Annotated in this window: 12 protein-coding genes; 8 read left to right on the plus strand and 4 right to left on the minus strand. The window is 68.4% G+C overall.

The window, feature by feature from the left end; genetic code table 11:
* Positions 1 to 13: 13 nt before the first annotated feature.
* Positions 14 to 1,315, plus strand: a complete 1,302-nt coding sequence (locus AADI75_RS00970; protein ID WP_341207191.1) for a CitMHS family transporter — start codon at positions 14 to 16, stop codon at positions 1,313 to 1,315.
* 16 nt (positions 1,316 to 1,331) lie between these two features.
* A complete protein-coding gene (locus AADI75_RS00975) occupies positions 1,332 to 2,006 on the plus strand; it encodes an alpha/beta fold hydrolase (RefSeq protein WP_341207192.1) in 675 nt (224 codons plus the stop codon).
* A 345-nt stretch (positions 2,007 to 2,351) separates the two neighbouring features.
* On the opposite strand, the gene AADI75_RS00980 is transcribed toward AADI75_RS00975, so the two are convergent.
* A complete protein-coding gene (locus AADI75_RS00980) occupies positions 2,352 to 3,506 on the minus strand; it encodes a heparan-alpha-glucosaminide N-acetyltransferase domain-containing protein (protein WP_341207193.1) in 1,155 nt (384 codons plus the stop codon).
* Positions 3,507 to 3,586: 80 nt separating this feature from the next.
* On the opposite strand from AADI75_RS00980, the gene AADI75_RS00985 reads away from it, so the two are divergent.
* On the plus strand, positions 3,587 to 3,790 hold the full coding sequence (locus AADI75_RS00985; protein WP_341207194.1) for a family 20 glycosylhydrolase: 204 nt from the start codon (positions 3,587 to 3,589) through the stop codon (positions 3,788 to 3,790).
* Between the two features lie 45 nt (positions 3,791 to 3,835).
* On the opposite strand, the gene AADI75_RS00990 is transcribed toward AADI75_RS00985, so the two are convergent.
* On the minus strand, positions 3,836 to 5,302 hold the full coding sequence (locus AADI75_RS00990; RefSeq protein WP_341207195.1) for an MDR family MFS transporter: 1,467 nt from the start codon (positions 5,300 to 5,302) through the stop codon (positions 3,836 to 3,838).
* A 103-nt stretch (positions 5,303 to 5,405) separates the two neighbouring features.
* Between AADI75_RS00990 and AADI75_RS00995 the strand changes: the two genes are divergently transcribed.
* The 5 genes from AADI75_RS00995 to AADI75_RS01015 all read left to right on the plus strand — a co-directional run bounded on the left by AADI75_RS00995 (position 5,406) and on the right by AADI75_RS01015 (position 12,937).
* Positions 5,406 to 8,978, plus strand: a complete 3,573-nt coding sequence (locus AADI75_RS00995) for a hydantoinase B/oxoprolinase family protein (RefSeq protein WP_341207196.1) — start codon at positions 5,406 to 5,408, stop codon at positions 8,976 to 8,978.
* Positions 8,978 to 9,655, plus strand: a complete 678-nt coding sequence (locus AADI75_RS01000) for a DUF969 domain-containing protein (protein WP_341207197.1) — start codon at positions 8,978 to 8,980, stop codon at positions 9,653 to 9,655. Before AADI75_RS00995 ends, AADI75_RS01000 begins: the two co-directional genes overlap by 1 nt.
* The gene (locus tag AADI75_RS01005; RefSeq protein ID WP_341207236.1) at positions 9,652 to 10,551 is read left to right on the plus strand and encodes a DUF979 family protein; all 900 of its coding nucleotides are present in this window, start codon (positions 9,652 to 9,654) and stop codon (positions 10,549 to 10,551) included. The genes AADI75_RS01000 and AADI75_RS01005 overlap by 4 nt, the downstream gene beginning before the upstream one ends.
* A complete protein-coding gene (locus tag AADI75_RS01010; protein WP_341207198.1) occupies positions 10,548 to 11,552 on the plus strand; it encodes a DUF2891 domain-containing protein in 1,005 nt (334 codons plus the stop codon). Before AADI75_RS01005 ends, AADI75_RS01010 begins: the two co-directional genes overlap by 4 nt.
* A gap of 149 nt (positions 11,553 to 11,701) precedes the next feature.
* Positions 11,702 to 12,937, plus strand: coding sequence for a M48 family metallopeptidase (locus tag AADI75_RS01015; RefSeq protein ID WP_341207199.1), 1,236 nt, complete (start codon positions 11,702 to 11,704; stop codon positions 12,935 to 12,937).
* 10 nt (positions 12,938 to 12,947) lie between these two features.
* Here AADI75_RS01015 and AADI75_RS01020 read toward each other — a convergent pair whose 3' ends face one another.
* The gene (locus AADI75_RS01020; RefSeq protein WP_341207200.1) at positions 12,948 to 13,913 is read right to left on the minus strand and encodes an alpha/beta hydrolase; all 966 of its coding nucleotides are present in this window, start codon (positions 13,911 to 13,913) and stop codon (positions 12,948 to 12,950) included.
* A 10-nt stretch (positions 13,914 to 13,923) separates the two neighbouring features.
* Entirely contained in the window at positions 13,924 to 15,243 is a 1,320-nt protein-coding gene (locus tag AADI75_RS01025; protein WP_341207201.1) for a gluconate:H+ symporter, read from the minus strand.
* Positions 15,244 to 15,263 lie beyond the last annotated feature (20 nt).

Consider the following 15,263-nt stretch of genomic DNA (forward strand, 5'->3'; position numbering starts at 1 on the left):
AAGCATCCTTTCGATGGACCTTGCCCTGCTCGGCTTCCTGATGGTGGCCACCTTCATGACGCTCATCATGACGAAGCGGATGACGCCGCTCGTCGCGCTGATCGTCGTGCCCACCGCCTTCGCGCTGTTCGCCGGCTTCGCCTCCGGGTTGGGCGACATGATGATCGACGGTATCAAGAATCTCGCGCCGACCGGCGTGATGCTGTTGTTCGCGATCCTGTTCTTCTCGATCATGACCGACACCGGGCTGTTCGATCCGTTGGTCAATCGCCTGCTGCGCGTGGTGCACGGCGATCCGCTGGCGATCCTGATCGGCACGGTCGTGCTGTGCGCGATCGTCAGCCTCGATGGCGACGGATCGACCACCTATATCATCACGATCGCCGCGCTGCTGCCGCTCTACAAGCGCTACGACATGAACCGGCTGTACCTGTGCTGCCTGCTCATGAGCACCAGCGGGATCATGAACCTGACGCCGTGGGGCGGACCGACCGCGCGCGCGGCGAGCGCGCTGAAGCTCGATCCGGCGACGCTGTTCCTGCCGCTGATCCCCGGCATGATCGCCGGGCTGGTCTTCCTGATCGGCCTGGCGATCTGGTTCGGGCGCAAGGAGCGCCGACGCATCGGGCACGTGAAGGCGAACGAGCCGACCAGCTTCACCGGCATGGCGGTGTCGCAATTTCCCGAGGCGCGCCGCCCGAAGCTGCGCTGGTTCAACGCGGCGTTGACAATCGCGCTGATAGCCGGGCTGGTGTCGGGGATCCTGCCGCTGTCGGTGCTGATGATGCTCGCGTTCGCGGTGGCGATGATCGTCAATTATCCCCAGGTTGCCGAACAGAAGGAGCGGATCGCCGCACACGCCGGCAACGTGCTGTCGGTCGTCTCGCTGATCTTTGCCGCCGGCATCTTCACCGGCATCCTGTCGGGCACTGGGATGGTCGAGGCGATGAGCAAGGAAGTCGTCGGCATGATCCCGCCGGTGCTGGGGCCGTACATGGCGCCGATCACCGCGCTGCTCAGCCTGCCGTTCACCTTCTTCATCTCGAACGACGCCTTCTACTTCGGGATGCTGCCGATCCTCGCCGAAGCGGGCGCGCATTACGGCGTCGAGCCGATCGCGATCGCGCGCGCCTCGCTGATGGGGCAGCCGGTGCATCTGCTGAGCCCGCTGGTGCCGTCGACCTATCTGCTGGTCAGCCTTGCCGGGATCGACCTTGCCGACCACCAGCGCTTCACGCTGGTGCCTGCCGCGGCGGTGTGCGCGGTGATGACGCTGGTCGGGATCGCGGTGCTCGCCTTCCCGCTCGTCAGCTGATCCTGGAGGGACGGACATGATGGTGCAACGGACCGTACCGCTCGTTCTGCTGCCCGCGATGGGCTGTGACGGGCAACTATGGGCGCAACAGGTGATCGCGCTCGGCGACATCACCCATCCCGAACTCGGCGATCTGACCGTCGATGCGACGCTGGAGGCGATGGCGGCGCGGGTGCTGGCGCATGCCCCGCCGCGCTTCGCGGTCGCCGGGGTCAGCCTGGGGGGCTATGTCGCCCTGGAGATGATCCGTCAGGCGCCCGACCGCATCGAGCGGGTCGCGCTGTTCGGCACGCGCGCCTCGCTGCGGATGCGTGCGCGGACGCTCGACGAACAGGGGATGCTGGCGATCGCGCCGCATGCCGATCCGATGCTGACCCCGATCATCAGCGGCCCGGCGCAGGCGATGGCCGAACGCGTCGGTGCCGAGGTGTTCGAGCGGCAGCAACGCGCGCTGCTGGCGCGGCCCGACATCGGCGACGCGATCCGCGGCGTCCGCGTGCCGACGTTGGTGGCGGTCGGCGAGCGCGACCGCATCTGCCTGCCCGACGATGCGCGCGAGCTGGCGGCGAGCATCCCCAACGCGCATTTCCGCCTGATCCGCAATTGCGGGCATCTGGCGCCGATGGAGCGGCCGGGCGAGGTGACCGCATTGTTGCGCGCCTTCCTGACCGATCGCCTCCGCGACACATAAGCGGCGGGTTCGCGCTAGCGTCGTGGCATGACCGCACTGACGAGATCGAGAGGTTGCGTGCTGCCCTTCAAGCGGGGCAGTGCGAGTGGGTGTTAGGGCTAGCGGAACGGTCGCTGACGGAGGCGCCCGACGCGTCGATCTGCTTGAGGTCGCCGCGCTCGCCGCCGAGGGTGCCGGCGATCTTGAATTCGCCACGCCATCTGGTCGCCGTCGCGGCCAACCCGAAAAGGAGCGGGCACGGCGTTGCTGCTGTGTTGGCGGCGCTACACCGCCGAGCTGACGCCGATCTTGCGGTGGTCGCAGAGGCGATCCGGCGCGACGGCTACGCCGTCCGACGCTCCCGCATCAGACGCGAAGATACCAGCCGCGCTTGTCCATATAGGCGATCGGATACCAGACGATCGCGACGAATAAGGCCACCGGTGCCAACGCCGCGATCTGCGTCCCGACGATCGGTGCCAGCCACTTGAAAGGCAACTGGATCGCGTCGCCGGTCAGGATGATCGAGGCGACTTCGTGCAGCACGTAAGCGGCGATGGCGTTCCGCCCGAAGCTACCGAACAGATCGCCCTTGCCCGCCGGACGATCGTCGCGATCGAACAGGTGGTGGAACAGCCCGAGCAGCGCGATCGTCAGCCCGGTCGAGAGCAGGACAAAGCTGCTGGTCCACAAATTCTTGGCGATCGGAAACGCAAGTCCCCACGCCAGTCCGGTCACGATCCCGGCCAGCCCCGCGATCAACAGCGTCTTGGCGGTGCGCGCCACCGGAAGGCCACGGCGCAGGCAATCGCCCGCCAGCGTGCCCAGCAACCCCTGTGCCACCGCGGGCAAGGTGCCGAGCAGTCCTTCGGGATCGTAGCCGAACGGCCCCTTCACATAGCGCCACTCGCCGAACACAAGGCGATCGACCCACGACACGAAATTGCGCCCCGGCACCCAAAGGTCGGTCGCGCTTCCGTCTGGCACCGGCAACAGGCACAAGATCCAATAGCCGATCAGCAACGCTCCTGCGGCGATCGCACGCGCCCGCGCGCTCATCCGCGGATACAGCAGCGCGCAGATCGCGAAGACGATGCCGATCCGCTGCAACACGCCGGGCAGGCGCACGCCGTATTTGTGAAAGTCGGCGAGGAAGAACATATGACCGAGCAGCAGCCCGATCAGGATCATCCGCGCCGCGCGTGCCAAAACGCGCCGGGTGGCTGCGGCACTCCCTGCCTCGCCACGCGCCGACATCGCGATCGACACACCGACCATCGTCAGGAACGCAGGAAAGACCGTGTCGGCGAGCGTGAAGCCTGCCCAATTGGCATGAAGCAGCGTCGCGAACACCGGCTTGTCGAGCGACTGCACCCCCGCCGTGGCATTGACGGTGATCATCCCCGCCACGGTCACGCCGCGTAACAGGTCGAGCGAGCGGAGCCGCCGTCCGACGCGGTCGTGCGGATCGCGTGGCCCGGTCGCGACCGGCCCCGGCGCTGTCTCAACGGCTGCGGTCATCTCGATCCTCCCCTTTCTCCAGCCATCAATAGGTTACCCGCAGGCCGCGGTAAAAGGGCGACCATTACCATCAAGGGAGAGTGGGGCCGCCAGTTTGCCGACAAAGAATAGAATTCGCCGTTGGTGATGTTCTGCGTATCGGCGAGCAGATGGCGGCACCGAAGCTCCATATCCTGCGCCTCCAGCCCTGCGATGACGAGGGCTGGCGGATGGAGATACCGGAACCCCCCGAACTGACGCAGCTCGGCGCCGATCCGGCGCGCTGCCGCCGCAAGCGCCATTAAGCCGCATCGTCTCCGTCCTCCCCGAACGCGCGCCCTGGCAACAACTCAGCGGTGGTGGCCGCTCATTTCCGCGCCCGCGTCGGCCGCGAACTTCCGGTTCCAGACGATCGCCGATGCCGAGATCGTGGCGACGACCAGGAACGCGATTGAGAACATTTCCAGCGTCGGCTGGCGCGTGCCGGCAAACAGCGTGCCTAGTTCCAGCACCGTCGCCGCGGTGCAGATCCCGAGCGACAGCGTCAGTTGCTGGAAAGTGGCGTAGAAGCTGGTCGCTGCGCTCATCCGCGTCTTGTCGACATCGGCATAGGCTATCGCATTATAGCCGGTGAACTGGAACGAAGTGAAGAAGCCGGAGATCGCCAGCACCGCGAGCAGCGCGCCGCTCGACCAATCCGGGCGGAAGAAGGCGCAGGTGGCATAGCCAGCGCTGCTCGCCAGCCCCGACACGATCAGGCTGCGGCGAAAGCCCCAGCGCCGCAGCACGCGCGGCGCGAGCGCCTTCATCGCCAGCGCCCCGACCGCGCCGGCCATCGTTATCGAGCCGGTCCTTGCGGCGGAAAGCCCGAACCCGAGCTGGAACATCAGCGGTAGCAGAAAGGGCTGCGCGCCTTGCGTGATCCGGGTCAGCGATCCGGCGATCACTGACAGCCGGAAGGTCGGCACGCGCATCAGCGTCGGATCAAGGATCGGGTCGTCGGTGTGTCGCGCATGGCGGACATAGGCGATGCCCAGCGCGATGCCGATCACCAGCAAGACCGCCCCGACCACCCCTGCACCGGGTCGGCTTGCCAGCTCGAACCCGAACAACAGGCAGCCGAGCGACAGGCCCGAGAGCAGGAAGCCCCGCACGTCGAAGCGCGCCCGCGCGTCGCCGCGCACCTCCGGCACCACCAGCAGCGCGCCGACGACCCCGGCGATGCCGATCGGAATGTTGAGGTAGAAGATCCACCGCCAGTCGAGCCAGGTGACGATGAACCCGCCGAGCGGCGGCCCCAGGATCGGGCCGATCAGCGCGGGCATCACCAGCCATGACAACGCCTGCACCATGTCTTCCTTCGCGACGCTGCGCAGCAGGACAAGTCGCCCGACCGGCACCATCATCGCACCGCCAATCCCCTGTACGAAGCGGGCCGCAACCAGGGTCGGCAGCGAACCCGCCAACGCACAGGCGATCGAGCCGAGCAGGAACACCCCGATCGCGGCGCAAAAGACGCTGCGCGATCCGAACCGGTCGGCGAGCGTTCCGCTGGCGGGAATGAACAGCGCGAGCGCCAGCAGGTAGCTGGTGAGCGCAAGGCTGAGGCTGGCGGCCGGCGTGCCGAGATCGCGCGCCATCGTCGGCAAGGCGATCGTCAGCACCGTTCCGTCGAGTTGCTGCATGAACAACGCCGAGGCGACGACCAGCGCGATCACGCGGTAGCCACGCACGGGCGTGCTGTCGGGTGTGCGCGGTGCCGCGCCGGTGACCGCCTCCACCGCCGGGGCGAGCCCGTCGCCGACATCGGCGCTCATCGAGGCCAGGTTACGTCGTCTCCATCGCATGCCGAGCCCTTTCGCGGAAAATCAGGCCGTTGGCCACATCGACAATCCTGCAGGCGGTTGCGATAGAAGCGCGATGACCGAAACCGCCGCCCGCCCCGCGCTCCGGCGTATCGCCATCGACCGCGGCGGTACCTTCACCGATGTCGTGGCGGAGATGGACGACGACTCGATCGCGGTCGCTAAGTTGCTGTCGGTCGACCCGGGTCGCTACGACGATGCCGCGGTCGAGGCGGTGCGGCGGCTGACCGGGATCGCGGACGGACCGCTGCCGCCGATCGACGTGCGGATCGGCACGACGGTGGCGACCAACGCGCTGCTGGAGCGTGGCGGCGCACCCACCTTGCTGGCGATCACGCGCGGGTTCGGCGACGCGCTGACGATCGGCTATCAGGATCGGCCGGACATCTTCGCGCAGGCGATCCGTCGCTTGCCGCCGCTTGCCGCGCAGGTGGTGGAGGTCGACGAGCGTGTCGACGTCGAGGGCGCGATCGTCCGCCCGCTTGATCTCGTCGCGGCGGAGCGCGCCTTTCGCGCTGCCTATGAGCAGGGTCTGCGTAGCGTCGCAATCGTCCTGATGCACGGTTGGCGATACCCCGCGCATGAGACGGCGCTGGCCGAAGCGGCCGAACGGATCGGCTTCACGCAGATTTCGGTCAGTCACCGGGTGTCGCCGTTGATCCGGTTGGTCGCACGTGGCGACACGACGACTGCGGACGCCTATCTGACGCCCGTCCTGCGCGGCTATGTCGACGGGTTGCGCGCGGCGTTCGAGGCGGGCGGTGCGCCGCTGTTCATGCAATCGTCGGGCGGGCTCGCCGATGCCGCAGGCGTCAGCGGCAAGGATGCGCTGTTGTCCGGTCCGGCGGGTGGGATCGTCGGCATGGCTGCGGCGGCGACCGCTGACGGTATCTCGCGCGTCATCGGCTTCGACATGGGCGGCACCTCGACCGACGTTTCGCTGTGGGCAGGCGCGTTCGAGCGGCGACAGGAGGCGGTGATCGGTGGGGTGCGCGTGTCCGCGCCGATGCTGCGGATCGATACGGTCGCGGCGGGCGGCGGCTCGATCTGTCGGTTCGATGGCGGGCGCTTCGTGGTCGGCCCCGAATCCGCCGGCGCCGATCCCGGCCCCGCGTGCTACCGGCGCGGCGGCCCGCTGACGGTGACCGACTGCAATCTGATCCTCGGCAAGGTGGTCCCATCGCATTTCCCCGCGGTGTTCGGCCCCGATCGCGACCAGCCCCTTGATCGGGCAGCGGCGGAGGCGCGGCTTGACGCCTTGCTCGACGACGTCACGGCGGCAACGGGATCGCGACCGGAGCGGATCGCGGCGGCCGAAGGGCTGGTGGCGATCGCCGTCGCGAACATGGCAGGCGCGATCAAGGCGGTGTCGGTCGCGCGCGGGCATGATCCGGCGAGCTATGCACTGATGAGCTTCGGGGGCGCCGGGGGGCAGCATGCCTGTCTGGTCGCAGATGCTCTGGGGATGACCGAGGTGCTCGTCCATCCGCTCGCCGGAGTCCTGTCGGCGTGGGGGATCGCGCTGGCGGATCGCCGCGCGGTGCGACAGCGGACGATCGGTGAACCGCTTGGCGTTGCGGCGTGGCGCAATGCTCTCGATGAGCTGGCCGCCGAGGCGGTCGCGGAGCTTGGCGCGGAGGCGCGGGTCGAGCGCAGCGCCACCCTCCGTTATGCGCGCACCGATCAGGGTATCGATGTCGCGGTCGCAGACGAGGCCGCGATGGCAGAGGCCTTCGCCGCGGCGCACCGTGACCGGTTCGGCTTCGACGGCGACGACAGGCTGATTGTCGAGCGCGTTCAGGTGGAGGCGGTGCTGCCGACGCAAGCGCCCAAAATGGCGGTGGGCACGTCTGATGGGAATGTTGCGCCGGAGACGGTCGAGGCGGCGTTGGGCGGTATCGTCGCCCCTACCCCGCTGCATCGTCGTGAGGCGCTGATCGCCGGCGTGCGCATCGACGGGCCTGCCTTGATCGTCGATGCGACCTCGACCGTCGCGGTCGAGCCCGGCTGGTCGGCGACCGTGCTGGACGACGGTACGCTGCATCTGACACGCACGACGCCACGCCGTATGGAGACGGTCGACGCCGCCGTCGATCCGGTGCGGCTCGCGATCTTCGCTGGCTTGTTCATGGGCCTGGCGGAGGAGATGGGCTCGGCGCTGCAGCGTAGCGCGGCGTCGGTCAACATTCGCGAGCGGCTCGACTTTTCCTGCGCGATCTTCGACGCGCACGGCCATCTGGTCGCCAACGCGCCGCATATCCCGGTCCATCTGGGTTCGATGGGCGATTGCGTGCGGCATCTGATGGCAAGCCGCGCGGCCGACGGTCGCGGGATGCAGCCGGGCGATGCCTATGCGGTCAACGATCCCTATCGCGGCGGGACGCACTTGCCGGATATTACCGTGGTCCAGCCGGTCTTTGCGGGCGGCGGGACGCCGGCTTTCTTCGTCGCGGCGCGCGGGCACCACGCCGATGTCGGCGGCACCAGCCCCGGTTCGATGCCGGCCGATAGCCGGACGATCCACGACGAGGGCGTGGTGCTGAACGATGTGCTGGTCGTTGCCGAAGGACGGCTGCGCGACGACGAGGTGCGCGCGATCCTTGCGACCGGGCCGTATCCGGCGCGGGCGATCGACCAGAACATGGCGGACCTCACTGCGCAGCTTGCCGCGTGTGCGCGAGGCGCGGCGGGGATGGAGCGGCTGGCGGCCGAGCAGGGGCTGGGCGTGGTCAGCGCTTATATGGAGCATGTTCAGGCACATGCCGAGACGCTGGCGCGGCGCGCGATCCGCGGGCTGAAGGACGGCGCATTCGGTTATGCGACCGACGACGGCGCGGTGGTGCGCGTTGCGGTGCGCGTCGACCGCGATATCGGTGCACTGACCGTCGACTTCTCGGGCACCAGCGAGCAGCGCGCAGGCAACACCAATGCGCCGTTCGCGGTCACGCGTGCCGCGGTGCTTTATGTTCTACGCACGTTGGTGGCTGAAGATGTGCCGCTGAACGACGGTTTTCTCCGCCCGGTGACGCTGATCGTGCCCGAAGGCTCGATGCTCAACCCGCGCTTCCCCGCCGCGGTGGTCGCGGGAAATGTCGAGACCAGCCAGGTGGTCACCGACGCGCTGATGGGCGCGTTGGGCGCGATGGCCGGGTCGCAGGGGACGATGAACAACTTCACGTTCGGCGACGCGATCCGCCAATATTATGAGACGATCGCGGGCGGCGCAGGCGCGGGGCCGAATTTTGCCGGGGCGAGCGCGATCCAGACGCATATGACTAACAGTCGGCTCACCGACCCCGAAGTGCTGGAGACGCGCTTTCCGGTGCTGCTGGAGGCATTCGCGATAAGGCGCGGGTCGGGCGGCGCTGGCGCGTGGCGAGGCGGCGACGGCGCGACCCGGCGCGTGCGGTTCCGCGCGCCGATGCGCGCCAACATCCTGTCGAACCGGCGCAAGGTCGCGCCGTTCGGGCTGATGGGCGGCGCGGACGGCGCGGTCGGCGTCAACCGGATCGAGCGTGCCGACGGCGGCGTGGAAACGCTGGGCGCGACCGCTTCCGCCGACATGGCGCCGGGCGACGTGTTCGTGATCGAAACGCCGGGTGGCGGCGGGTACGGGGAAGCCGGCTGATGCTCGTCCTGTCCGGCGTCGCGGTGATCGCGCTCGGCTTCCTGTTGCGGTTCAATCCGTTGCTGGTGATCATCGTCGCGGCGCTGGTCACCGGGCTGGCCGCCGGGCTCGATCCGCTGGCGGTGCTCGGGCGCTTCGGCCACGCCTTCAACCAGACGCGCTACGTTACCGCGGTCTATCTGGTGCTGCCGGTGATCGGTTTGCTCGAACGCAATGGCTTGCAGGAACGCGCAAGGACGCTGGTGGCGGGTCTGAAGGGGCTGACGGCGGGCCGGTTGCTCGCCAGCTACCTGCTGTTCCGGCAGATCTCGGCCGCGTTGGGGTTGATCGCGATTGCCGGTCCGGCGCAGACGGTTCGCCCGCTGGTCGCGCCGATGGCCGAGGCGGCGGCGGAGCGACAGGGCGGCGATCTGGACGAGGAAGCCCGCCCCGATCCCGAAAAGGTCCGCGCGCTGGCCGCAGCAACCGACAATATCGGGCTGTTCTTCGGCGAGGACATCTTCATCGCAATCGGATCGATCCTGCTGATGAAGGGTATCCTCGCCGCCAATGGCATCGTGATCGAGCCGTTCCACCTCTCGATGTGGGCGATCCCGACCGCGATCGGGGCCTTCCTGATCCACGGTGCGCGGCTATGGCTGTTCGACCGTCGGCTGGCGCGGCGACGGGCGCAGTGATCGGTCTGAACTTCGTCTATCTGGTCGCGGGTTCCTTCTTCGCGGCGGTGGCGATGCTCGGCTTCGTCGACCGACGCTGGGCGAATGGCGTGTTCCATGCGCTGCTCGCGCTGTCGTTCTTCGCGGGCGACCGGATCGGCGACGTCGCCAACGGCCTTCTGGTGCTGGCGCTGGTCGCGGTGGCGACCTCCGGACGGATGCGGCGCGGCGAGACGGTCGAGCCGTCGGCGCCACGCGGACCGTTGTTAGCACTTGCGCTCGTCATCCCGGTCGCGGCGCTGGCCGGCACGTTGCTGTTCAAGCAACTGCCGACATTGATCGATCCGGCGCAGGCGACGCTGGTGGCGCTGGCCGCCGGCGCGCTCCTGGCGCTGGTGCTGTGCCATCTTGTCCTGAAAGCGCCTCCGCTGTCCGGGGTGCGGGCCGGGCGGCGATTGCTCGATGAGATCGGCTGGGCCGCGATCATGCCGCAATTGCTCGCAAGCCTCGGCGCGGTGTTCGCGGTGGCGGGCGTCGGCACGGTCGTCGGCGGGCTGGCCGGCGCGGCGATCCCGGCGGGAAGCGTGTTCGGCGCGGCGCTGGCCTATGGCCTCGGCATGGCGCTGTTCACGATCGTGATGGGCAATGCCTTCGCCGCCTTCCCGGTGATGATCTCGGCGGTCGGGTTGCCGCTGCTCGTCCGGGGCTATGGCGGCGATCCCGCGCCGGTCGCCGCGCTGGGAATGCTGGCAGGGTTCTGCGGCACGCTGCTGACGCCGATGGCGGCCAATTTCAACATCGTGCCCGCCGCGTTGCTGGAGCTGAAGGATCGCTATGGCGTGATCCGCTCGCAGGCGGCGACGGCGGTGCCGCTGCTGGCGTTCAATATTCTGCTGATCTGGTGGGTGGTCCGATGACGTTGCTCGATCCCGCGCTCGCCGGCGGCTTCGCCCGCATCACGCTCGACCATGTCGGGCGCGAATATCCCTACAAGCTCGACCAGGTGCTGACCGGCGCGCAGGATGCGGTAGCCCCGGCGGCGCTCCACCCGATCTTCCACGGCAGCTTCGACTGGCACAGCTGCGTGCACGGCTGGTGGCAGTTGTTGACGGTGCGGCGGCTGTTCCCCGACCTGCCCGAGACGCTCGCCATCGTCGCGCGTGCCGACGCGATGCTGACGCCGGCCAAGGTCGCGGGCGAGCTGGCCTATCTCGACCGGCCGCTGACCGCAGGGTTCGAGCGGCCGTACGGCTGGGCCTGGCTGCTCGCGCTCCATGCCGAGGCTTCGCGCCACGCGGAGGGTTGGGGCGACGCGCTCGCGCCGCTCGCGGCGGCGTTCGCGGCGCGGCTCATGGTATATTTGCCGAAGCTCACCTATCCGCTGCGCGCCGGCACGCACGGCAATACGGCGTTCGCGCTGGTGCTGGCGCGCGACTGGGCGGTGGCACGCGACCCGGCGCTCGTCGCGTTGATCGATACGCGGGCGCGTGACTGGTTTGGCGGTGATCGCGGGTGTCAGGCCTGGGAGCCATCGGGTGACGACTTCCTGTCCTCGGCGCTGACCGAGGCGCTGTTGATGAGCCGGGTGCTGCCCGCTGCGGCGTTCGGCGACTGGTTCGACGCCTTTCTGCCCGATCTGGCGCGCGGCGAGCCCGCGACCTTGTTCCGCCCGGCCACCGTTTCCGACCGGAGCGACGGCAAGATCGCGCATCTGGATGGCCTCAACCTCAGCCGTGCATGGTGTTGGCGCGCGATCGCGGCGGCGCTCGGCGGGAACCACCCGGCAGCGAGCGCGATGACGGAGGCCGCCGAGCGGCACCTGCGCGCCAGCCTGCCGCATCTCGACGACGATTACATGGGGGGCCACTGGCTGGCGACGTTCGCGCTGCTCGCCACGGGCGAGGTTGCGAGCGCTTAGGGCAGGACGATATAGACGGTAATCGCCTTCCGTACTCTTGAATCATGTCCGACGCGACGGAGGAAGGCGGCTTGCCCTGTTGGAAACGGCACCGCTGGCGCTCACCGCGCATCGCCGCTAGCCTGCCGCAACAAGGGCGGGGGAACTGGATGATGATACTGGCCGTGATCGCGTCGGCGGCGGCGCAGGTGGGGCCGGGTTTCGATCCCGTGGCGGCGACCGATGCTTATCTCGCCTTAGTCGATGCCGCCGCTCGCGCGAAGTCGGACACCTATTTCGAGGGCACCTACTGGCTGATCCTGTGGAATGCGGTGGTTGGCGTCGTCGTCGCCTGGGGGCTGTTACAAGCCGGTGTGGTGGCGCGACTGTCGCAGACGGCGGATCGCTGGGCGCGCGGGCGCAAGGCGCTGCGGGCCTTTCTCTTCTCGCTGATCTATCTTGCGATCACCGGCGTATTGACCCTGCCCTGGTCGCTCTATGTCGGTTGGGCGCGCGAGCAGCACTATGGGATGTCGAACCAGACGCTGGCGGCGTGGCTGGGGGAATGGTCGATCGCGACCGTGATCGGCACCTTGCTGGGCGCAGCCGGGCTGCTGGCAATTCTGACCTTGTACCGGAAGCTGCCGCGCAGCTGGTGGGCCTGGGGAACGCTGGCGAGCGGCATCTTCCTGCTGATCGGGCTATTGCTCAGCCCGGTGTTCATCGAGCCGCTGTTCAACCGCTACACGCCGATGCCTGCCTCGCCGCTGCGCACGCAGATGTTGCAAATGGCGCAGGCCAATGGCGTGCCCGCCGACAATGTGCTGGTCGTCGATGCATCGCGGCAGACGAAGCGCATCTCCGCCAACGTCGCCGGGATCGGCCCAACGGTGCGTGTCGCGCTCAACGACAATCTGCTCAATCAGACATCCCCGGCCGAGGTGCGCGCGGTCATGGGGCATGAGCTGGGTCATTATGTGCTGGGCCACACGGCGACGTTGCTTATCGGGTTCACGCTGATCGCCGGGCTGTTCCTGCTGGTGATCGATCGCGCGACGCCGTGGCTGGTCGCGCGGTTCGGCGCGCGCTGGGGGATCGGGTCGCGCAACGATCCGGCGATGCTGGTGCCCGCGACGATCGTCATCAGCGTGCTGGGCGTGTTGCTGACCCCGGTGACGAACAGCCTGATCCGCTTTCACGAACGGCAGGCTGATTATTTCGGGATCAACGCGTCGCGCGCGCCCGACGGCTGGGCGCGCGTGGCGCTGAAGCTGGGCGCTTATCGCAAGCTGAACCCGTCGCCGCTTGAGGAGATCGTATTCTTCGACCACCCTTCCGGTCACACACGCATCCTGATGGCGATGCAGTGGAAGGCGCATCATTCGGGTGAGCCGGACCTGCAATAGACGCGTCGGCTCAGCCGCGCGCGGCGGGGAAGACGCGCGCGAGGAAGTCGAGCATGATCGCATTGATCGCATCGGGTGCTTCCTGCTGGAGCCAGTGGCCGACGCCGGGCAGGACGCTGGTGCCCAGCAGCCCGGGAACGGTTTCGGGAAGCGCCTCGATCGAGGGCTGGACGAAGCGCAGGATCGGGTCGCGGTCGCCGATCGCGAACCACGCCGGCTGCGCGATCGGCAGGCCATCGAGCGGCGCGGTGAGATCCCAGTTGCGATCGATGTTGCGATACCAGTTGAGTGCGCCGGTGAACCCGGATGCGCGGAAGGCGGCGCCGTAGATGGCGAGGTCGGCGTCGTCGATCCACGGCATCGCGCCGTGCGGTTCCCAGAAGGCGGTGAGCGCACCTTGCGGACCGATCATGCCGTTCCACCGCGCGGGCGGGCCGGCCGAGAGCGACCACATGATCCGGCGCATGGCAGTATCGACGTCCGCCTCCAGCTCGCGCTCGGCGACGCCGGGGGTCTGGAAATAGAGCTGGTAATACGCGTGCAGCCCGGCACGGCGCAGCTTGTCGAGGCTGCTGATCGAGCCGCGCCGCGCATGCGGCACCGACAGGCCGAGCACCGCCCTGAACAGATCGGGACGGAGCTGCGCCGCGGTCCAGGCGACCGGTGCGCCCCAGTCGTGCCCGACGATCGCCGCCTGTACGATGCCCAGCTCGCCGAGCAGCGCGACCATGTCGCCGGTGAGGTGGAAGATCGTGTAGCGATCGGCATCGGTGGGCACCTCGGTGCGGCCATAGCCACGCATGTCGGGCGCGATCGCGCGGTAGCCGGCATCGGCAAGCGAGCGCAGCTGATGCCGCCACGAATGGCCCAGCTCCGGGAAGCCGTGGCACAGCAGGACCGCAGGGCCGCTCCCTGCTTCGGTCACATGCTGGCGGATGCCGTTCGCCTGCACCTCGAATTGGGTGAACTCGCTCATGGTCAGAGAGTTAGAGGACGCGCAGCGCCGCGTCGAGCAGCAGCACGAAGAGCAGGCCGAACACCCCGACCAGCGTCTCCATCAGCGACCAGGAACGAAAGGTGTCGCGCAGCGACAGGCCGAAATATTCCTTGAACATCCAGAAGCCGGAATCATTGACGTGGCTGCACATCAGGCTGCCCGCGCCGATTGCCAGCACCATCAGATTGGCGTCCGCGCCGGTTGCGACGATCACCGGCTGGATCAATCCGCCCGCGGTCAGCCCAGCAACAGTCGCGGAGCCGACCGCGATCCGGATCACACAGGCCAGCAGCCAGCCGAGCGCGAGCGGCGGCAACGGCAGACCGGCGAGCTGCGCGGCCATGATCTTGTCCGCGCCGCTTTCGACCAGCACCTGCTTCAGCGCGCCGGCGCCAGCGATGATGAGCAGGATCGGTGCGATGTCGCGGATCGCGACGGTGAAGCCGTCCATCATCTCGACGCGCGACAGGCCGACGCTGCGTCCGAGCGCGACGATGCCGACCGCGATCGACAACAACAGCACGTTGGTCGGGTGGCCCACGAACGCCACCAGCGTCGCAGCCTGCGGCGAGAGCGGTGCGTAGTGGAGCGCGGTCGCGCCGGCGATCAGCGCGACCGGCAGCAAGGCGCAGGCGAAGCTGGCGAACGCGCCGGGCAGCCGCCGATCGCGCGAGGCGGCGGCGGCCTCGAACAGCGGCGACGGCGGGCTGACGATCCCCTTCAGCGTGGTCGCGAACAACGGTCCGGCGATCGCCAGCGTCGGGATGCCGACGATCAGCCCGTAGATCAGCGTGACGCCCAAATCCGCACCGAGTTGCGCAACCACGGCGGTCGGCGACGGGTGCGGCGGCAGGAACCCGTGCGCGATCGACAGCCCGGCCAGCAACGGGATGCCGACATGGACCGCAGGCAGCCCCGAGCGCAGCACGATCGAGAAGATCAGCGGCACCATCAGGACGAAGCCGACATTGTAGAACAGCGGGATGCCGACCAGAAAGCCGGTCGCCGCCATCGCGATCGGCAGCCGCGCCGGGCCGAACCAGCCGATCAGCGTGTCGGCGATCCGCTGCGCCGCGCCGCTGTCGGCGATCAGCTTGCCGAGGAACGCGCCGAGTACGATCGTGATGACGACCGGGCCGATCGTATCGCCGATCCCTTTCTCGATCGCGGTGGGCAGGCGCGCGAGTGGTACGCCGAGCAGCAGCGCGGCGACCAGCGCCGACACGACGAAGGCGAGGAACGGCGGCGCGCGCAGCGCGACTAGCCCGATCAGCACCGCCAACGCCACGACGATCGACAGCAGAATCACGCGCGCGCGGCTCGAAGCGG

This window comes from uncultured Sphingomonas sp. (assembly GCF_964021865.1).
GTDB lineage: Bacteria > Pseudomonadota > Alphaproteobacteria > Sphingomonadales > Sphingomonadaceae > Sphingomonas.